The sequence below is a fragment of the Roseomonas sp. CCTCC AB2023176 genome, from assembly GCF_042259275.1.
Classification (GTDB): Bacteria; Pseudomonadota; Alphaproteobacteria; order Acetobacterales; family Acetobacteraceae; genus Roseomonas.
Map to the genome: position 1 here is coordinate 83,617 of NZ_CP170086.1, position 17,318 is coordinate 100,934.

The following is a 17,318-nucleotide window of genomic DNA, read 5'->3' on the forward strand; positions in this document are numbered from 1 at the left end:
TCGCTCGCGGACGGAAGAGCCGGGCGGGGGCTGGCCGGTTCGGGGATGGCCCTTCAGCGGCTCCAGGACGCCCGTAGAACGCCGGGGGCTGGGTCAGAGGCCCCGATCTCCTGCCGCCTCGCCTACCGCGGCCCAGAAGCCCGCCTTGCGGCCGTGCTCGGCCCGGAGCCGGCCGAGGAATACCTCGTGCGTCTCGAAGGTTCCGAAGTCCCCGATGACCGCCGCGAGCGCCCGGCACTCCAGGAGGTGCCGCGCCGCATGCCGGTAACGGCCGGACTTCGCGCCCTTCAGCGTGTTCTCCACCATCGCGCGCCGGAGCAGGGTCGCGGCCAGGGGATGTTTTGCTTCCAGCAGCCTGGCCGCGGGCTCGAGCAGTTCGTAGAGGTCCCCGTCGATCTCGGCAGACCGGGCGAGCAAGAGCCGCGCCGCCCGGGCCGCGTCCAGCCATCCCACGAGGAAGGCCAACGCCGCCGCGAAGCTCCGGAACGCGAGGGCGTGCGCCATCGCCCTCTCCTCAGCCTCGACGTCCTCGAAGTCCGGCAGGCGCTTCAGGAACTCGCGCAGCCGCTCGGCCGAGAGCCGCTCCTCGAACGCCGTCCACCGCAGCCGCTGGGCCTCCTCGCCCCGCCCCGCCGCCCCCAACGCGTCGAGGTAGACCGCCTCCCACGCGTCCTCGCCGGGAAGGGGGAGAGGAGAAGGTCGTCTCGCCTCGCGCCCTGGGCGGCGCTCCGCCCCGGCCTCGCCGCCTCCAGCGCGGCGAGCGCCTCGGCCGTCCGGCCGGCGGCGAGGAGCCGGCGACCGATGCCGGCCGCGACGTGGGGCATGCGGCGCTCATCCGGCGGCACGAGGGCGACGTAGCCGTCGACGTCGGCCCGGCCGTCCGCGAGGTCCTGCAGAGCGGAGCGCAGCACCCGCGCCCCGTAGTCCCGCTCCCCTGCCCTTCCGGGTCTCGCCGCGAGCACCTCCTCCAGCTGCTGCCGCAGGCGCGCCACCCCCGTCTCGCCAAGGGCGGGCAGCATGACCGGCACCAAGCCGTCGAAGACGCCGTAGTCGTTCGCCCCCACCGCCGCGAACACCCGATCCGCAAGGCCCACCGGATCGGGCTTTGCCTGCACCGCCACCGTACCGAGGTGGTCGCAGGTCCTGCGGAACATCTCCCCGACCGCCCCGCTGCTGTCGTCGACGCGCCCCAGCACCGGCCCGGCCAAGTCCAGGAACCGCCATAGGAGGTCGAGCGCCAAGTCCGGGCGGGTCGCGGCGACGCGGTCGACGATCATCGCGCGCTGGAGGTCGAGGTCCTTCACGAATTCCCGACGCTTCTGCCAGTCGATGAAGGACCGGGCGGAGCGAATAGTCGCGAGGCGCTTGCCGACCTGGGCCGCGATGGCCTCGCCCCCGGTCTCGGCGGCCAGTTCCAGCCGCAGGCGGCGCTTCACCTCGGGGTTGCCCGCCGCGAGCTCGACGAGGATGGCGGCGAGGCGCTCGGCGCCGAGCGCTATCAGGTTATCGGCGGTGACGGTCTTCCTCGAAGCCATGCGGCCAAACCTAGCGCAACCAACCTCCACGCAGGATGGGGCGACGTAGAACAAACTTGTTGGGCGACTCCCGCCCGGAGGTCAGCGAGGGCCACGCCGGCACCCGGAACACCAAGAGCTTAGCTCATTCACGACCTGAATGAGGCACTTCGCAGATTCGCGAAAAGTGGAGCGCTCTGACATCCACGTTGGAGCCGGCCGCCTCGGGGCGCCGGCTCGCACCGTGGATGTCGGAGAGCGCTCGTGCCCCGCCGGGAGCACACGTCAGGGAACCGGGGACTGGGGGACCACCCCCAAACGCCCCCGGCCATCCCGGCAGCCGGCGCTCATCGCCTCCGCGGTCCGCACGCCGCCCGCGACACCCTCTTCCACCAGACCGGCATCTCGCGGCGTCTGCTGAGCGTCGAGCAGGCCGCCGCCTACTGCGGCATGTCCCGTCGCACCTTCGACGAGCACATCCGCCCGCGCCTGAAGGCGCTCCGCTTCACCAGCCGCGTCCTCTTCGACCGCGTCCGCCTCGACGAGGAACTGGACCGGCTCTCCTCCCCCCTCGCCCACGCGCCGGAGGGCGGTGACGCGCTCGCCGCGCGTCTCCGCTCCCGATGGGTCGGCGGCTCCTTCCCCCAACCCAAGACGAACAGAAGCAAGCCATGAAAGAACCGAAGGGCGTCTACGCTGTGCGGCGGAAGCGCCAGGACGGCACGGAAGCCACCTACTTCTACCACCGCCCCACGAACACGCGGCTGTCCCCCGACCCGGAGGAGCGCCGTCACGAAGCCATGCGTCTCAACGGCGAGGCACCGCCCCACCCCTCGCTCGTCAGCGGCTCCCTCGCCTGGACGATCGACCGCTACAAGACGACGGAGGAGTGGGCCAACCTCGAGGACAGCAGCCGAAAAGAGTACGGCTGGCACCTCGACAAGCTCGCCGAGGAGTTCGGCGACCTGCCCGTCGCCGCCATCGGCCGCGAGGGCGTGAAGGAGTACCGCAAGGCGCTCATCGCCGCCGGCCAGCCCTACAACACGTGGCACCGCCTGAAGAAGCTCCGGATGGTGCTGAACTACGCCCGCCTCGAGCTCGGCCTCCTGCGCGACGACCCGTTCGAGGGTGTGGACATCCCCTCCCCGCCACGCCGCGACGCCGTCTGGTCCCCCGAGGACGCCGAGGTCTTCCTCCAGCACGCCCCGCCGCTCATCCGGCGCGGCTTCATGCTCGCCGCCTTCACCACCCAGCGCCCGGCCGACTGCCTCAACATGAGCTACGACTGCGTCGGCCAGACCGTCGAACGGGACGGCCGCCGCGTCCTCTGGATCATGCTCCGACAGCGCAAGACCGATGTGCCGGTCTGGGTGCCATTGCATCCGGCGCTCCACGCCGAGATCGCGACGCGGCTGCACCCGAAGAGCAACCTCATCGCGCCCTCGCCGACGGGCAGGGTCTGGGACCTGCACAACTTTGCCCGGGAGTTCCGCTCCACCCGGATCGAGGCCGGCCTGCCGGACGGCCTGCAGTTCCGCGATCTCCGCCGCACCGGCATGGTCCGCCTAGCTGAGGCCGGCGCCTCCGTCCCGCAGATCGCGGCCATCTCGGGCCACTCCATCGAGCAGACGCAGAAGATCCTGGAACACTACCTACCTCGGAACCGGCACATGGCTCTGGGCGGCATGGACCTGCTCATCGAGCGGACCGGCACGATCCGCCGCGGCTTCGTGTTGCTGCAGGGAGGGAAGGGCGATGGTGAGGGGTCGATTTCGCAGCCCGAGGCCGATCTGCGAAACGGAACTGACTCAAGGAACTGAACTGCGAAAAGGACTGCGAAATCGGCTGCGAAAAATGCCCGACCAACAGTCAAGAAATGGGCTGCAAGCTACTGGTCTGAAACGGGAATTTTGGTCGGAGCGGCGGGATTCGAACCCACGACCCCCAGTCCCCCAGACTGATGCGCTACCAGGCTGCGCTACGCTCCGCCGGCGGCGCCTGTAGCACCCGGCGGGGGCCGCCTCAAGGCATAGCGGCTGTCATTCGGAACCCGTGAGCGCCGCCAGCCGCCGCGCGATCGCCTCCAGCTCGTCGAGGCAGGCGCGGATCGTCGGACCTTCCAGCGGTGCCTCGCCAAGGAGGTCGCGCTGCCCCTCCTCCAGGGCCTCCGTCTCTGCCCCCTCGGCGCTCCCGCCCCGGAGCAGCCGCTGGACGCCCTTGATCGTGTAGCCCTGCGTGTAGAGCAGATCGCCGATGCGCCGCAGCAGCGCGACGTCTTCCGGGCGATAGTAGCGGCGCCCCCCGCCCCGCTTCAGCGGCTTCAACTGCGGGAACTTCGTCTCCCAGAAGCGCAGGACGTGCTGCGGGATGTGCAGGTCCTCCGCCACCTCGCTGATCGTCCGGAAGGCCGTCGCGGACTTGCGCGAGCGCGGCGGCTCCGCGCCGGACGTGCCGCTGAGGCTCGCCGCCGGCTCCGGGCGCACCTCTCCCAGGGCAGTCACGGGTCGGCCTCCGTCACCCGTCAATCCTCCGCACCCATGTCGGCTCCCGGTACCTCGCCGTTCAGGCGGGCCTTCAGGACCTGGCTCGCCCGGAAGGACAGGACCCGGCGCGGCGTGATCGGCACCTCCACGCCTGTCTTCGGGTTGCGGCCGATGCGCTGCGCTTTCTGACGGACGGAGAAGGTTCCGAAGGCCGAGAGCTTCACCGCTTCCCCGCGTTCCAGGCTGTGCGACATGCGTTCCAGCACGTCCTCCAGTAGGGCAGCGCTCTCGTTCCGGGAGAGCCCTACCTGCATGTAGATGGCCTCAGCGAGGTGGGCGCGCGTGACGGTATTCATCGGATGACTCTCGGGTGCGCCGGCTGCGCAGTGAACCGACTCCGGCGCGGCGTCGTCAACGGCTTCGCGGGAATGGTGAGTCCCGCGAAGCACACCTGTTGCAGAATTACCCGGCTGCGCCCGGCCAAGCCCAGGCCCAGACCCCGGTCGACACGCAGATCCAGGCCGCCAACGTCGCCCAGACCCGACGATCCGCACCGCGGCGCCCGAGACCCGCGCCTGCCCGTCTAGAAGCGGGCCAGCGAAGCTCCCCAGGTCAGGCCGCCGCCGATCGCCTCCATCAAGACGAGATCGCCGCGCTGCACGCGACCGTCGCGGGTCGCTTCCGCCAGCGCCAGCGGGATCGAGGCCGCCGAGGTGTTGGCGTGCCGGTCCACCGTCACGACCACCCGCTCCGGCGGCAGGCCGAGCTTCCGGCCCATCGCATCGATGATCCGGCGGTTCGCCTGGTGGGGCACGAGCCACTGCACGTCGGATTGCGACAGCGCGTTATGGGCTAGCGCCTCGTCCACGACACCCGCGAGCTTCTCGACGGCGTGCCGGAAGACCTCGCGCCCGGCCATGCGCACGAAACCGGCCTCGACCTTCAGGATATCGCCGTGCCGCCCGTCGCTGTGCAGGTGGGTGGACAGGATGCCGCGCGCCGTGCCGTCCGCCGGTTGCGTCTCCGCACGCAGGAACACCGCGCCACCGCCGTCGCCGAACAGCACGCAGGTCCCACGGTCCGCCCAGTCGAGGATGCGCGTGAAGGCCTCGGCGCCGATCACCAGTGCCCCGCGCGCCTGCCCCGTCCGCACCAGCGCGTCGGCGACGCCGAGCGCGTAGACGAAGCCGGCGCAGGCCGCCGCGACGTCCATGGCGAAGCCGCCCGTGACACCGAGCTTCGCCTGGACCCGCGTCGCGGTGGAGGGAAAACCGAATCCGGCGTCGCCGTCGCGACGATGATCGCGTCCACCTCGGAAGTCCCGGCTCCGGCCTGCGCCAGCGCCTCCCGCGCCGCCGCCGCGCCCATGTCCGAGGCGAGTTCGCCATCGGCCGCAAGGTAGCGCTGCCGGATCCCCGTCCGCTCGACGATCCAGGCGTCGGTGGTGTCGATCCCGTAGGCCGCGGCGAGTTCGTCGTTGGTCAGGCACCGGGCCGGCAGGTAGCCGCCCGTGCCCGCGATGACGGATCGGAGCATCAGTCGCCGTTCGCCGGCTCGTCCGCCGACCTGTGCGAGAGCCGCGACACGCCGTCGCGGATCCGCTCGTTGAAGCCGTGGGTGACCATGTCCATCGCGACATCCACCGCATGCGCGAAGCCCATGCCGTCAGTCCCGCCATGGCTTTTCACGACGACGCCGTTCAGGCCGATCAGGACCGCGCCGTTGTAGCGGCGGGGGTCCATCCATTCGCGCAGGCGGTCCAACGCGGGCCGCGCCAGCAGGTAGCCCATGCGCGCGGGCACGGAGGAGTTGAACACCTGCCGCAGGAGCGTGCCGACGAGCTTCAGCGCCCCCTCCCCGGTCTTGAGCGCAACGTTGCCGGTGAAGCCGTCAGTCACCACCACGTCCGTCGTGCCGGCCGTGATGTCGTGCCCTTCGATGAACCCGCGGAAGTTCGGGCCGATATGGCTGTCGCGGATGATCTCCGCAGCCTGGCGCACGCGCTCGTCGCCCTTCAGTTCCTCGGAGCCGACATTCATCAGCCCGATCGTCGGGTTCGGCAGGCCGAGCACGGCACGCGCAAAGGCGTCGCCCATCACGGCGAACTCGACGAGGTTGCGCGCCTCGTAGGTGACGTTAGCGCCGAGGTCGAGCAGCACGACGTCACCCCGCGCCGAAGGCCCGATGGCCGCCAGCGCCGGGCGGTCGATCTCCGGCATCGTCCGCAGCACGATCTTCGCGAGCGCCATCAGCGCCCCCGTATTGCCGGCTGAGACCACGCCGTCCGCCTCGCCGGCCGCGACGGCATCGATCGCCATGCGCATGGAGGACCCGCGCACCCGGAGCGCCGCGGTCGGCTTCATGTCGCCGGGGATGGCCTCGGGCGCGTGCCGCACCGAACACAGCGCGGCCGCCCGTGGCCGGCGCGCCAGCAGCCCGGTCAGGCGGCTCTCGTCGCCAATCAGCAGGAAGCGGGCGCCGGGATGGCGTTCGGCCGCTTGGTCCAGGCCGTCGAGCACGGAGTCCGGCGCGTGGTCGCCGCCCATCGCGTCCACCGCCAGGGCGAACTCGCGCTTCGCCACCCCACTGCCCGAACGGCCGCTGCTGGAACGGGACGGCACCGCCCGACGACTCCCGGCCCCCGAAGGGGCGTCAGACGTTGACGACGGCCTTCTTGTCGGCAGCGACGGCGACCACCTCGCGGCCGTCGTAGTGGCCGCAGGACGCGCAGACGTTGTGCGGGCGCTTCAGCTCGCCGCAGTTCGGGCACTCGTGGTGCGCGGATGCGGTCAGCGCCTCGTGGCTCCGCCGCATGCCGCGGCGGGAGGGCGAAACCTTCTTCTTCGGAACGGCCATGGCGCCGGGCCTCTCATAACTGACCCGGCACGCTGCGCCGGTCGGAATGCGGGAAAGGCGGCGCCCTTACCACCCGCCCCCCTGCGGGGCAAGGCGCAAGGACCCAGCGCAGACCCAATGGCGGATCACATCAGGATGGCAGCCGCCCCCGCAGCGCCGCGAAGGGGTTGGCGGATTCGTCCCGCGCCGCCTCCGGCAGCGTGGCCTCCGGTGCCCGCGGGTAGGGATCGAGCGCGAGCGACAGGCCCTGCGCCACCGCCTCGCCGAGGTCCACCGACCCGTCCGGCTCCGACTCGATCTCCTCCGGCCCTTCCTCCAGGTCGTCTGAGGGCTCCTCGCCCGGCGGCAGGATACGCCAGTCCAGCGCCTCCTCGATCCGCGCCGCCACGGGCTCGAGCGTCACGACACATTCCTGCACGACCTCGGCCCGCAGCGTGCCGTGCACCCGCATCGCCCCGCCCGGCGCCGGCGTGATGGCCAGCTCGGCCGAGAGCGCGGGCAGGTCCAGCAGGCCGAAGCGCCGCGCGAGCGCCGCGCGCTCCCCGGCTGTCGCCTCGATCCGCTCCTTTCGCCCCTCCGGCCCCACGAGGCCGGGCCGCAGGGGACGGTGCAGTTCCGGCGTCACGCCGCCGCCCCGAAGGCCCGCCCGGCCACGAGCCCGTCCAGCCGCGCCGTCGCGAGTACGGCGTCCAGGCCCATGGCACGGTCCGCGAGGCGTTCCACCGCCCCTCCGGGCGCCGCGCCGCGCCAGACGTTGCGGGACAACGCCTCCTCCAGCGCGAAGCGGTCGCCGGCCTCCAGGGCCGTCTCGTAGGCGCGGGCCCGGCCGTGCCAGGCCTCCCACATGTTCTTCACGCGCTTGCCGACCGACATGTCGCCCACGCCCATCTCCCGCAGGCTCATGTCCATGTCCGCGAACATCGCGTCGAACACCGCCTGGGCCAGCGCCGGGCCGCGCGGGTCGGGATCGCCCCGCAGGCGCCGCACCAGCAGCGCGACGTGCAGCGCAATCAGGTCGAAGCGCCCGTCCAACGTGTCCGGGACGGCCTCCGGCCCGTAGAGCGCGGGATCGCGCGCGGCCTCGACCGCCGCGGTGTAGAGTGCGAAGCCGGCCCGCTCATGCGGGCGTCGGCGAAGGAGGCCGAGCAGGGCCATGGGATGTCGTCGCGCCTCGCTGGCGGTGCGGGGAAGGGCGTCGCGGCCGGGCGACACCGGCGGTCCGGTTGACCCCCGGCCGGGGCGGTGGCATCGGATCGCGGATATGGTTCCCCCGCGCCAGACCGTCAACTCGCCCCGCGCGGCCGCGCTCCGCGCCGCGCTCCTCGCCCTGCCGCTGGCGCTGACCGCCTGCGGCGGCCGGACGGCGCTGGACCGGCTCTTCGGCCCGGTGCCCGAGATGCGCGGCAACCGCGTGGATCCGGAGGTCCTGCGGGAGATCACGCCGGGCGTGCAGACCCGTGCCGACGTCCAGGCATTGCTCGGCTCCCCCAGCGCCACCAGCACCTTCGAGAACGATCGCTGGTACTACATCAGCGCGGTCAGCCGGACCCGGATCGGCCGCGTCCCCGGGGTCTCGGACCAGCGCGTCGTCGAGATCGTCTTCAACCCGGCGGGCGTGGTCCAGGGCGTCCGCGAGCTCGGTCCGCAGGACGGCCGGGACGTCCAGGTCGTCGAGCGCACGACGCCCGTCCCGGGCAACGACCGGACGTTCCTGCAGGCCCTCTTCGGCAACATCGGCCGGCTCGGCCCGAGCGGGGCCGGGGGCGCCACCGGTCCCGGCGTCGGACCGACCAGCGGGAACTGAGCCCGGGTCATCCGGCCGGGACAGTCAGGCAGGGGCACCCCGGCCGGGGCAGGCGGGTCGGGTGACCGATCGCAGGGCACCGATCCTCGGGCGCAGGCCGGGCCGGCACATTGCGCAACGGCCCGTCGCGCGAGGGACGGTCGCACAACAGCCCGTCGGGGGACGGCGGTTCAGGCCGCGGCGCGGCGCCAGCCGATGCGGGCGAGCGACAGGACGAGCGCCGGCAGAAGCAGCAGGTTCAGCACGCCCCACCCGCTGACCGCATGGATCAGGCCGGACGAGAATGCCGTACAGGCCACTGTGCCGAAGACGATGAAGTCGTTCGCGGCCTGGGCCCGCACCCGCTCCGCCCCGTCATGCGCCTCGGATAGCAGCGTCGTCGCGCCCGTGAACATGAAGTTCCAGCCCAGGCCGAGCGCGACGAGCGCAGCGGTGAAGTGCGCGAAGTCCTTCCCCGCCAGCGCGATGACGACGCAGGCGGCGGTGAGCACGGCGCCGGCCGCGATGACGGGCCGCGCGCCCACGCGCGCGATGATGCGCCCCGTGACGAAGCCGGGGAGGAACATCGCGACCGCATGCGCCTGGATGACGGTCGCGCTGTCCGACACGCCGTAGCCGCAAAGCATCATCTCGAGCGGCGTCGAGGTCATGATGAGGTTCATCGTCCCATAGGCGACCGCCCCGGTAAGCGCCGCCGTGATGAAGGCGGGGCGGCGGAGGATCTCGCCGATCGGCGTCGCGACCTTCGGCCGCGGCGGCGCCGGCGGCAGGTTCACGAAGGTCAGCAGCGCCGCGCAGGCCACCGGCAGGCAGGCCAGGATGAGGTACGTGCCAAGGAACAGGTGCGGTGCGAAGAGGTCCTTGCTGTGCTTCACCAGTTCCGGCCCCGCGATCGCTGCAAGCACCCCGCCCGCCATGACCAGCGAGATGGCCTTCGGCCGGTAGGCCGGTGCCGCCACCTCCGCCGCCGCGAAGCGGTAGTGCTGCGAAATGCCGAAGCCGAGCCCCGCCGGGATCGCGCCGAGACAGTAGAGGACGAAGTTGCCCTGCCAGACCCCGGCCGCGAAGGTCAGGCTGCCGAGCAGCGCCCCCGTGGCGCCCAGGAAGAATCCGGGACGCCGCCCGAGCCGGGCGAAGACCATCCCGGCCGGGATCGAGGCCGCCATGGTTGCCGCCATCTGCAGCGCCATCGGCAGCGTCGCCAGCGCCTTGTCGTCCGCGAGGGAGTGTCCGATCAGCGCGGACATCGCGACCTGCCCGACGACGGAGGCGTTCATGAGCGCCTGGCACAGGAACAGCAGGTACACGTCGCGCCGCATGGCGGCATCGGCGCGGGCGTCGGCGGTGGGAGCGGTGGCGCTCATGGGCGGAAGTGGCTCCATCCCCCGTGGGGCAGGACGAGGGGGCGCCCGTCCGGGTCATGCACCCTGACCGCCGTGGCGCCCGCCGTGAAGCGCCCGATGCGCGCGACCGGGGTGCCGGAGGCGCGGGACGCCTCGAGCACCCGCCCGGCATCGGCCGGGTCGGCGGCGAAGAGCAGCTCGTAGTCGTCCCCGCCGATGGCGAGCCGGGGCAGCCAGGACGGGTCGGCAGCGATCACCGCCTTGGCCGCGGGCGAAAGCGGCAGGGCATCCAGCCGAACCTCCGCTCCCACCCCGCCCGCGCGGCAGAGGTGGCCGAGGTCCTGGACAAGCCCGTCCGACACGTCCATCGCGGCACGCGCCACGCCCCGCAGTGCCTGGCCCAGCGCCAGGCGGGGCTCCGGCACGCGGTAGCGACGGGCCAGGTGACCCTCCGCGTCGCCACCGAGATCGCCGGTCAGCACGGCGAGGCCGAGCGCCCCGTCGCCGATCGTGCCGGAGACCCAGGCGTCATCGCCGGCCTGCGCGCCGCCGCGCCGAAGCGCCGCCCCCGGCGGCACCGTGCCGAGAATCGTCAGCGAAAGGGTCACCGGCCCCGGCGTGGAGACCGTGTCGCCGCCGAGGACGTGCAGCCCGAAAACCCGCCCGTCCTCCGCCAACCCCGCCGCGAAGCCGCCGAGCCAGTCCTGCCGTGATGCCGGCACCGCCGTCGTCATCAGGTAGGCCAGCGGCGCTGCGCCCATGGCGGCGAGGTCGGAAAGGTTGGTCCGCAGCAACTTCTTCCCGACCGTCTCCGGCGGATCGTCGGGCAGGAAATGCACGCCCTCGACCAGCGCATCGGCCGCCAGCACCAGTTCCATCCCCGGCGGTGGCGTCAGCAGCGCCGCGTCGTCCGACAGGTTCAGCGCCCCTGGGCCTGCCAGCGGCAGGAAGTGCCGCGCGATCAGCGCGAATTCCGGCGGGAGGGCCGGGCCGCTCACGCCCGCGGCCCGTCCTCCGCCGCGAACTCGCCCGCCCGCATGTGGCGCGCCAGGGCGTTCAGGACGCCGTTGGCGAAGCGCGGCTCCTCCGCGTCGAAGAAGCCGTGGGCCACGTCCATGTATTCATTGATCACCACGCGCGCCGGCGGGTCCTGCCCGCCCCACAATTCGGCGGCCGCGGCGCGCAGCAACGCCCGCAGCACTGGATCCAGCCGGTCGAGGGCCCAGTCGCGCGACAGGTGGGCTGCGATCTGCGCATCGATCGTCTCGGAATCCCGCGCGGCCCCGCGCACGATCTTGGCGAAGAGGGGGACGTCGGCCGCGGGCACCTGCCCGTCCTCGAAGACCGCCTCCATCGCACCGCCGGCACCGGGCATGACGCCGATGCGGTGGCGCACGAACTGGTCGATCACCGCCTCCGGGTTGTCGCCGGAGGCCTCGGCCTGGAACAGCGCCTGTACTGCGGCTACGCGCGCCCCGGTGCGCGGGCGCGCGCCCTGGCCCATGCCCTGGCCCGTGCCCTGGCCCGTGCCCTGGCCCGTGCCCTGGTGCGTGCGGGGCTTCGGCTTGGCGCTCAAGCCGCACCGCCGAAGCGGCGCGCGAGCGCGAGTTGGAACAGAAGCGCCACCGCGGCTTCCCGCCCCTTGTTGTGCCGGTCCGGGCGCGAGCGCGCGACGGCCTGCGGCAGCGTGTCCACGGTGAGCAGCCCGAAACCCATCGGCGCCCCCGTCTCGACGGAAAGGTCCATCACACCCCTGAACGCCTCGCGGCAGATATGGTCGTAGTGATCCGTCTCCCCGCGCACCACGCAGCCGAAGAGCAGGTAGCCGTCGTAACGCGCGGACCGCATCGCCAACCGCAGCGCCGCGGGCAATTCGAAGGCACCGGCGACCTCGGCCTCCTCGACCAGGGCGCCGGTCGGCGCCAGGGCCTCCCGCGCGCCGGCGACCATGCCGCCCACCACGTCGGCGTAGTAGGGCGCGTGGATGATCAGCACGCGCGGCGGCGCACCGTCCAGCGCAGGGGGCGTCCGTTCCGGGGCGTCGGCGGTGCTCACGGACTGTCTCCGAAGGGCTGCGTGTCCAGCACCGTCAGCCCGTAGCCCTCCAGACCGATGATGGGCCGCGGATGGTTCGACAGCAGCACCATCTCCCGCACGCCGAGATCGGAGAGGATCTGCGCGCCGATGCCGTAGTCCCGCAGTTCCGGCGAGACCTTCTCCCGCCCCGCGCGGACGCGTTCCGACAGCGCGGTCGGCTTCACGTCGCGGATCAGCACCACGACGCCACGGCCTTCCTGCCCGATCCGCTCCATCGCGGCGTGCAGGTCGCGCGGCCCGTTCCGCCCGGTGATGTCGGAGAGCAGGTTGACCGCGTGCATCCGGACATGCGCCGGCGCATCGCGCGACGGGTCGCCCTTCACGAGCGCCACGTGCTCCCCGTACTCGACCGTGTTGGCGTAGATGAACAGGCGCCAGGGCCCGCCCGGCGCGTCCTCCAGCACCCCTTCCTCGACGCGCTGCACCAGGCGCTCCGTGCGGCGGCGATGCGCGATCAGGTCCGCGATCGTGCCGAGTTTCAGCCCGTGATGCTGCGCGAAGGCGACGAGGTCCGGCATCCGGGCCATCGTCCCGTCCTCATTCATGATCTCGCAGATCACGCCCGCGGGGATGAGGCCGGCCATGCGGGAAAAGTCCACCGCGGCCTCGGTGTGCCCGGCGCGCACGAGCGTCCCGCCCTCCCGCGCGACGAGCGGGAAGACGTGGCCGGGCGTGACGATGTGCTCGCGCCCGAGTTCCGGGTTGATAGCGACGGCGACCGTCCGCGCCCGGTCGGCGGCGGAGATGCCCGTCGTCACGCCGTCCCGCGCCTCGATGGAGACGGTGAAGGCGGTGGAATGCCGCGTCCCGTTGTTCTGCGCCATCAGCGGCAGGCCCAACGCCTCCACCCGCGCCTTCGTCATGGCCAGGCAGATCAATCCCCGCGCGTGGCGCGCCATGAAGTTGATCGCATCGGGCGTGGCGAACTGCGCGGGGATGACGAGGTCGCCCTCGTTCTCCCGGTCCTCGTCGTCCACGAGGATGAACATCCGGCCGCGCCGCGCCTCCTCCAGCAATTCCTCCGTCGGCGAGAGGAAGTCGGCGAAGTTGGTCGTCCGCGTCATCACGCTCATGCGGCCATCTCCGTCCGGAACGCCATCATCCGCGCGACGTAGCGCGCGAGCATGTCGATCTCGAGGTTCACCGGATCGCCGGGCCGCTTCGTGCCGAGCGCCGTGACCTCGGTGGTGTGCAGGATGAGGTTGACGCCGAAGCTGTCGCGCGTCACCGCGTTCACCGTCAGCGACACGCCGTCCACCGCGACGCTGCCCTTCTCCGCGACGTAGGGCGCCAGCGCCGCCGGCAGCCGGAAGGTCCAGCGGTGGGAGCCGTTCTCCGGCTCGACCGAGACGACTTCCCCCACCCCGTCCACATGGCCCGAGACGATGTGCCCGCCGAGTTCGTCGCCCATCCGCAGCGACCGTTCCAGGTTGATGCGCGTCCCGACGCCCCAGGTCCCCAAGGTCGTGCGCGACAGTGTCTCGGCCGACGCCTCGACCTCGAACCCCGCCGCGTCGAAGGACACCGCGGTCAGGCAGCAGCCGGAGCAGCAGATGGAAGCGCCCAGCGCCACGCCGTCCAGCCAGCCCGCCGGCGTCTCGATGCGCAGCCGCATGTCGCGCCCGCCACCTATGGGCGTGACGGCGACGACGCGGCCGACGGCGGTGACGATGCCCGTGAACACGGCGGGACGGCTCTCCGGAAGCGAAGCCAAGGGGACGCGATGTCAGGGGGATGGCCCCGGCGCGCCGCCCTGGCAAGGGGCGGCCTCGGCAGGTCAGCCCCGCAGGACCTCCGCCTCGACGAGCCAGCACGGGCCGGCGGGGCGCATGGCGGTGACGGCGAGACGCACCGACTCCCCGAGCGCCCGGACGCCGAGCGAGCCCACGGCCGGCAGCCCGTCCCCGCCGATCAGCGACGGCGCGATGAACCAGGCGACCCGGTCCACGACCCCCGCCCGGAGGAGGGGAGGCTGCCAGCGCCGCCCCGCCCTCCACGAGCACCCGCGTGATCCCCCGTTCCGCCACGGCCCGCAGCATGGCGCGGGGGTCGAGGCCCCCGCCCTCCCCGGCCGCGACCTCGACCGGCTCCGCCCCCTGCTGGCGCAATTCCGCGAGGCCGGCCGGATCGTTGCCGTCCCGCGTCAGCACCCAGACAGGCGCCGGGTCGTTGAACAGCCGCGCCCCGAGCGGGGTGCGCAGCCGCGCATCAGCGATCACCCGCACCGTCGGCACGGGGGAAAAGCCAGGCAGCCGGCAGGTCAGTTCCGGATCATCCGCCAGGACCGTCCCGCTGCCCGCATGACCGCATCGTGCGAACCCCGCAGCGCATGGGCCAGCCGCCGCGCCTCCGGCCCCGTGATCCACTGGCTGTCGCCCGTAGCCGTCGCGATCCGCCCGTCCATCGTGGTCGCGAGCTTCAGCGTGACGAGCGGCAACCCCTCCCGCACGCGCTTCGCGAAGCCGGCGAGGATGCTGGCCGCCTCGGCCTCCAGCAGCCCCACGCCCACCTCGATCCCCGCGCTGCGGAGCCGGGCGAAGCCCTCCCCGTTCACCCGCCGGTCCGGATCGCGCAGAGCGATGACGATGCGGGCGACCCCCGCCGCGATCAGCGCGTCGGTGCAGGGCGGCGTCCGCCCCCAATGGCAGCAGGGTTCCAGAGTGACGTAGGCCGTCGCGCCGCGCGCGGCCGGGCCCGCCGCCTTCAGCGCCTCCGTCTCCGCGTGCGGCCGTCCGCCGGGCGCCGTGCGCCCGCGCCCGACGACGCGCCCGTGGCGCACGATCACGCAGCCGACGGCCGGGTTCGGCCAGGTATTCCCCAGGCCGCGGCGGGCCAGGGCCAGCGCGGCACGCATGTGCTCCTCATCCGCCGGGGTGAAGGATCCCACGGCATCCGCCGAGCGCGCGCCCGCGCCCCGGTTCGTCTGCGGCAGCGAGTCGTCCGGCACGCGCGTCAGCCGTCGAGCGATTGCAGAAGGGCCTGGAAGTCCTTCGTCTCGCGGAAGTTTTCGTAGACGCTCGCAAAGCGGATGTAGGCGATCGGGTCCAGGTCCTTCAGGCGCTGCATGATGATCCCGCCGATCTCGCGGGACGACAGCTCCTCCGCGCCGTCCGCCTCCAACTGCTTCTGGATGGAGGCCACGATCCGCTCGATCCGCTCCTCTGCCACGGGACGCTTGCGGAGCGCGAGGCGGATGGAGCGCGCCATCTTCTCCCGGTCGAAGGGCTCTCGCCTTCCGTCGGTCTTGACGACCGTCATCTCCCGCAGCTGCACCCGCTCGAAGGTCGTGAAGCGGGCGCCGCAGGCATTGCAGTGGCGGCGGCGGCGGATGCTCGTGCCGTCCTCGGCCGGACGGCTGTCCTTCACCTGCGTGTCTTCGCTCTGGCAGAAGGGGCAGCGCATCCGGCGCTCAGCCGATCATGGTACGGGGCGGGGCGGTCAGGCGCGGTAGATCGGGAAACGCGCGCAGAGGTCGAGGACGCGCGCGGCCGCGGCCTCTTCCGCCGCCGTGTTGGCCTCCGGCGCGTTCGCCGCGGCCAGGCCTTCCAGCACGTCCCCGATCAGGCCGCCGATCTCCCGGAACTCGGCTTCCCCGAAGCCCCGCGTCGTGCCGGCCGGGGAGCCGAGGCGGACGCCGGAGGTCACGAAGGGCTTGGCCGGGTCGAAGGGAATGGCGTTCTTGTTGACCGTCAGGTGCGCGCGCCCCAGCGCGGCTTCCGCCGCCTTGCCCGTCACGCCCTTCGGCCGCAGGTCCACGAGGACGAGGTGGTTGTCCGTCCCGCCCGTCACCAACCCGAAGCCGCGCGCCAGCAGAACCTCGCCCATCGCGCGCGCATTGGCGACGACCTGGCGGGCATAGGTCCGGAACTCCGGCCGCAGCGCCTCCCCGAAGCAGACGGCCTTCGCGGCAATCACGTGCATCAGCGGCCCGCCCTGCAGGCCCGGGAACACGGCGGAGTTGAACTTCTTCGCCAGCGCCTCGTCGTTCGACAGGATCAGGCCGCCGCGGGGCCCGCGCAGCGTCTTGTGCGTGGTGGTCGTGACGACGTGGGCATGCGGGAACGGCGAAGGATGCGCCCCGCCCGCGACCAGCCCCGCGAAATGCGCCATGTCCACCATGAAATAGGCGCCGACCTCGTCCGCGATCTGCCGGAACCGGGCGAAGTCCCAGACCCGCGCGTAGGCCGACCCGCCGGCGATGATCATCTTGGGACGGCTCTCCCGCGCGATGCGGGCGACCTCCTCCATATCGATCAGCCCGTCCTCGCGCCGCACCGTGTAGGGCACGGGCTTGAACCACTTGCCCGACAGGTTCACCGGCGACCCGTGCGTCAGGTGCCCGCCCGCCGCGAGGTCGAGGCCCATGAAGGTGTCGCCCGGCTCGAGCAGGGCCAGGAACACCGCTTGGTTCGCCTGCGCGCCGGAATGGGGCTGGACGTTGGCGTAGCCGCAGCCGAACAGGCGGCAGGCCCGCTCGATCGCGAGGTTCTCCGCGACGTCCACTTCCTCGCACCCGCCGTAGTAGCGCTTGCCGGGCAGGCCTTCCGCGTACTTGTTCGTCAGGACGGAGCCCTGGGCTTCCATCACGGCACGGGAGACGATGTTCTCCGACGCGATCAGCTCGATCCCGTCCTGCTGCCGCACCATTTCGCGCGACAGCACCGCCGCGATCTCCGGGTCGGTCTCCGACACGGGTGCGGAGAAGAAGCGGTCGGGGACGACCGCGGGGGAGATGTCGTTCATGGGGTCCGTTCCCAGTCGGGCGAGAGCTTCCTGACGCGCCGTTCGTGCCGGCCGCCCTCGAAGGGGGTGGAGAGGAAGGCACGGAGGGCATCGAGCGCCACCTCGGGCCCGGTCAGCCGCGCGCCGAAGGCGATCACGTTGGCATCGTTGTGCGCCCGGGTCAGCCGCGCGCCGGTCGAGTCATGCACGTTGGCGCAGCGCACCCCCGGGATGCGGTTGGCCGAAATGGAAATCCCGATCCCGGTCCCGCAGACCAGCACCCCGAACCGCGCGCGACCGCCGACGACGGCCTGCGCCACCGCGGTGCCGAAATCCGGGTAATCCACGCTCTCCGTCCCGTTCGTGCCGAGGTCGAGCACGGGGTACCCTTCCCCCTCAAGCACCGCGCGAAGCGTCGCCTTCAGCTCCACGCCCGCATGGTCCGCGCCGAGGGCGATGGTCGGCCGGGTCTGGGTAGGGTCGCCTGTCATCTGAGCGG

20 protein-coding genes, 1 tRNA gene and 2 pseudogenes are annotated in these 17,318 nt (G+C 72.4%); 3 read left to right on the forward strand and 20 right to left on the reverse strand.

Annotated elements, in window-relative coordinates; all coding sequences use genetic code 11:
* Positions 1-93: 93 nt before the first annotated feature.
* On the reverse strand, positions 94-642 hold the full coding sequence (locus tag ACE7GA_RS00405; RefSeq protein ID WP_376094069.1) for a DUF6880 family protein: 549 nt from the start codon (positions 640-642) through the stop codon (positions 94-96).
* A complete protein-coding gene (locus ACE7GA_RS00410; protein WP_376094072.1) occupies positions 549-1,535 on the reverse strand; it encodes a DUF6880 family protein in 987 nt (328 codons plus the stop codon). Before ACE7GA_RS00410 ends, ACE7GA_RS00405 begins: the two co-directional genes overlap by 94 nt.
* Positions 1,536-1,778: 243 nt before the next feature.
* Between ACE7GA_RS00410 and ACE7GA_RS00415 the strand changes: the two genes are divergently transcribed.
* Together ACE7GA_RS00415 and ACE7GA_RS00420 are read left to right on the forward strand one after the other, a co-directional pair.
* Positions 1,779-2,189 (forward strand): hypothetical protein, encoded by a 411-nt coding sequence (locus tag ACE7GA_RS00415; RefSeq protein WP_376094075.1) that lies wholly within the window; start codon positions 1,779-1,781, stop codon positions 2,187-2,189.
* Positions 2,186-3,334 carry a tyrosine-type recombinase/integrase gene (locus ACE7GA_RS00420; protein ID WP_376094078.1) on the forward strand — a complete coding sequence of 383 codons (1,149 nt, stop codon included), beginning with the start codon at positions 2,186-2,188 and terminating at the stop codon, positions 3,332-3,334. The genes ACE7GA_RS00415 and ACE7GA_RS00420 overlap by 4 nt, the downstream gene beginning before the upstream one ends.
* A 91-nt stretch (positions 3,335-3,425) precedes the next feature.
* Here ACE7GA_RS00420 and ACE7GA_RS00425 read toward each other — a convergent pair.
* From ACE7GA_RS00425 to ACE7GA_RS00460, 8 genes and pseudogenes are all read right to left on the reverse strand, one after another.
* Positions 3,426-3,502, reverse strand: a tRNA-Pro gene (locus ACE7GA_RS00425).
* 51 nt (positions 3,503-3,553) lie between these two features.
* Positions 3,554-4,015 (reverse strand): MerR family transcriptional regulator, encoded by a 462-nt coding sequence (locus tag ACE7GA_RS00430; protein WP_376094081.1) that lies wholly within the window; start codon positions 4,013-4,015, stop codon positions 3,554-3,556.
* A gap of 20 nt (positions 4,016-4,035) precedes the next feature.
* Positions 4,036-4,353, reverse strand: a complete 318-nt coding sequence (locus tag ACE7GA_RS00435) for an integration host factor subunit alpha (protein WP_376094084.1) — start codon at positions 4,351-4,353, stop codon at positions 4,036-4,038.
* A gap of 227 nt (positions 4,354-4,580) precedes the next feature.
* A pseudogene (locus tag ACE7GA_RS00440) lies at positions 4,581-5,533 on the reverse strand (beta-ketoacyl-ACP synthase III).
* Positions 5,533-6,579, reverse strand: coding sequence for a phosphate acyltransferase PlsX (gene plsX / locus ACE7GA_RS00445; RefSeq protein ID WP_376094087.1), 1,047 nt, complete (start codon positions 6,577-6,579; stop codon positions 5,533-5,535). Before plsX ends, ACE7GA_RS00440 begins: the two are co-directional and overlap by 1 nt.
* A gap of 70 nt (positions 6,580-6,649) precedes the next feature.
* A complete protein-coding gene (rpmF, locus tag ACE7GA_RS00450) occupies positions 6,650-6,853 on the reverse strand; it encodes a 50S ribosomal protein L32 (RefSeq protein ID WP_376094090.1) in 204 nt (67 codons plus the stop codon).
* Between the two features lie 130 nt (positions 6,854-6,983).
* The gene (locus tag ACE7GA_RS00455) at positions 6,984-7,478 is read right to left on the reverse strand and encodes a DUF177 domain-containing protein (RefSeq protein ID WP_376094093.1); all 495 of its coding nucleotides are present in this window, start codon (positions 7,476-7,478) and stop codon (positions 6,984-6,986) included.
* Positions 7,475-8,008 (reverse strand): ubiquinol-cytochrome C chaperone family protein, encoded by a 534-nt coding sequence (locus ACE7GA_RS00460; RefSeq protein WP_376094096.1) that lies wholly within the window; start codon positions 8,006-8,008, stop codon positions 7,475-7,477. The genes ACE7GA_RS00455 and ACE7GA_RS00460 overlap by 4 nt, the downstream gene beginning before the upstream one ends.
* A 106-nt stretch (positions 8,009-8,114) precedes the next feature.
* Between ACE7GA_RS00460 and ACE7GA_RS00465 the strand changes: the two genes are divergently transcribed.
* Positions 8,115-8,657, forward strand: a complete 543-nt coding sequence (locus tag ACE7GA_RS00465; protein ID WP_376094099.1) for an outer membrane protein assembly factor BamE — start codon at positions 8,115-8,117, stop codon at positions 8,655-8,657.
* Positions 8,658-8,827: 170 nt separating this feature from the next.
* On the opposite strand, the gene ACE7GA_RS00470 is transcribed toward ACE7GA_RS00465, so the two are convergent.
* The 10 genes and pseudogenes from ACE7GA_RS00470 to rpiB all read right to left on the reverse strand — a co-directional run bounded on the left by ACE7GA_RS00470 (position 8,828) and on the right by rpiB (position 17,310).
* Entirely contained in the window at positions 8,828-10,021 is a 1,194-nt protein-coding gene (locus ACE7GA_RS00470) for an MFS transporter (RefSeq protein ID WP_376094102.1), read from the reverse strand.
* A complete protein-coding gene (gene thiL, locus ACE7GA_RS00475) occupies positions 10,018-10,998 on the reverse strand; it encodes a thiamine-phosphate kinase (RefSeq protein ID WP_376094105.1) in 981 nt (326 codons plus the stop codon). The genes ACE7GA_RS00470 and thiL overlap by 4 nt, the downstream gene beginning before the upstream one ends.
* Positions 10,995-11,504, reverse strand: a complete 510-nt coding sequence (gene nusB / locus ACE7GA_RS00480) for a transcription antitermination factor NusB (RefSeq protein ID WP_376100542.1) — start codon at positions 11,502-11,504, stop codon at positions 10,995-10,997. Before nusB ends, thiL begins: the two co-directional genes overlap by 4 nt.
* Positions 11,505-11,572: 68 nt before the next feature.
* Complete coding sequence (gene ribH / locus ACE7GA_RS00485; RefSeq protein ID WP_376094108.1) at positions 11,573-12,055, reverse strand: 6,7-dimethyl-8-ribityllumazine synthase; 483 nt, start codon at positions 12,053-12,055, stop codon at positions 11,573-11,575.
* The gene (ribB, locus tag ACE7GA_RS00490) at positions 12,052-13,170 is read right to left on the reverse strand and encodes a 3,4-dihydroxy-2-butanone-4-phosphate synthase (RefSeq protein ID WP_376094111.1); all 1,119 of its coding nucleotides are present in this window, start codon (positions 13,168-13,170) and stop codon (positions 12,052-12,054) included. Before ribB ends, ribH begins: the two co-directional genes overlap by 4 nt.
* Complete coding sequence (locus ACE7GA_RS00495; RefSeq protein ID WP_376100544.1) at positions 13,167-13,781, reverse strand: riboflavin synthase; 615 nt, start codon at positions 13,779-13,781, stop codon at positions 13,167-13,169. Before ACE7GA_RS00495 ends, ribB begins: the two co-directional genes overlap by 4 nt.
* Before the next feature lie 93 nt (positions 13,782-13,874).
* A pseudogene (gene ribD, locus ACE7GA_RS00500) lies at positions 13,875-14,951 on the reverse strand (bifunctional diaminohydroxyphosphoribosylaminopyrimidine deaminase/5-amino-6-(5-phosphoribosylamino)uracil reductase RibD).
* A gap of 98 nt (positions 14,952-15,049) precedes the next feature.
* Positions 15,050-15,499: a transcriptional regulator NrdR gene (gene nrdR / locus ACE7GA_RS00505; RefSeq protein ID WP_376094114.1), complete on the reverse strand. Its 450-nt coding sequence runs from the start codon at positions 15,497-15,499 to the stop codon at positions 15,050-15,052.
* Positions 15,500-15,535: 36 nt separating this feature from the next.
* Positions 15,536-16,840 (reverse strand): serine hydroxymethyltransferase, encoded by a 1,305-nt coding sequence (gene glyA, locus ACE7GA_RS00510; RefSeq protein ID WP_376094117.1) that lies wholly within the window; start codon positions 16,838-16,840, stop codon positions 15,536-15,538.
* The gene (rpiB, locus tag ACE7GA_RS00515; RefSeq protein ID WP_376094119.1) at positions 16,837-17,310 is read right to left on the reverse strand and encodes a ribose 5-phosphate isomerase B; all 474 of its coding nucleotides are present in this window, start codon (positions 17,308-17,310) and stop codon (positions 16,837-16,839) included. The genes glyA and rpiB overlap by 4 nt, the downstream gene beginning before the upstream one ends.
* Between the last annotated feature and the right edge of the window lie 8 nt (positions 17,311-17,318).

Excerpts from the sequence above, each read along its gene's own strand:
- ACE7GA_RS00410 (WP_376094072.1), bottom strand. The coding sequence starts at position 1,535 with ATGGCTTCGAGGAAGACCGTCACCGCCGATAACCTGATAGCGCTCGGC.
- ACE7GA_RS00420 (WP_376094078.1), top strand. The coding sequence starts at position 2,186 with ATGAAAGAACCGAAGGGCGTCTACGCTGTGCGGCGGAAGCGCCAGGAC.
- ACE7GA_RS00435 (WP_376094084.1), bottom strand. The coding sequence starts at position 4,353 with ATGAATACCGTCACGCGCGCCCACCTCGCTGAGGCCATCTACATGCAG.
- rpmF (WP_376094090.1), bottom strand. The coding sequence starts at position 6,853 with ATGGCCGTTCCGAAGAAGAAGGTTTCGCCCTCCCGCCGCGGCATGCGG.
- ACE7GA_RS00460 (WP_376094096.1), bottom strand. The coding sequence starts at position 8,008 with ATGGCCCTGCTCGGCCTCCTTCGCCGACGCCCGCATGAGCGGGCCGGC.
- ACE7GA_RS00465 (WP_376094099.1), top strand. The coding sequence starts at position 8,115 with ATGGTTCCCCCGCGCCAGACCGTCAACTCGCCCCGCGCGGCCGCGCTC.
- ACE7GA_RS00470 (WP_376094102.1), bottom strand. The coding sequence starts at position 10,021 with ATGAGCGCCACCGCTCCCACCGCCGACGCCCGCGCCGATGCCGCCATG.
- nusB (WP_376100542.1), bottom strand. The coding sequence starts at position 11,504 with ATGGGCCAGGGCGCGCGCCCGCGCACCGGGGCGCGCGTAGCCGCAGTA.
- ribB (WP_376094111.1), bottom strand. The coding sequence starts at position 13,170 with ATGAGCGTGATGACGCGGACGACCAACTTCGCCGACTTCCTCTCGCCG.
- nrdR (WP_376094114.1), bottom strand. The coding sequence starts at position 15,499 with ATGCGCTGCCCCTTCTGCCAGAGCGAAGACACGCAGGTGAAGGACAGC.
- glyA (WP_376094117.1), bottom strand. The coding sequence starts at position 16,840 with ATGAACGACATCTCCCCCGCGGTCGTCCCCGACCGCTTCTTCTCCGCA.
- rpiB (WP_376094119.1), bottom strand. The coding sequence starts at position 17,310 with ATGACAGGCGACCCTACCCAGACCCGGCCGACCATCGCCCTCGGCGCG.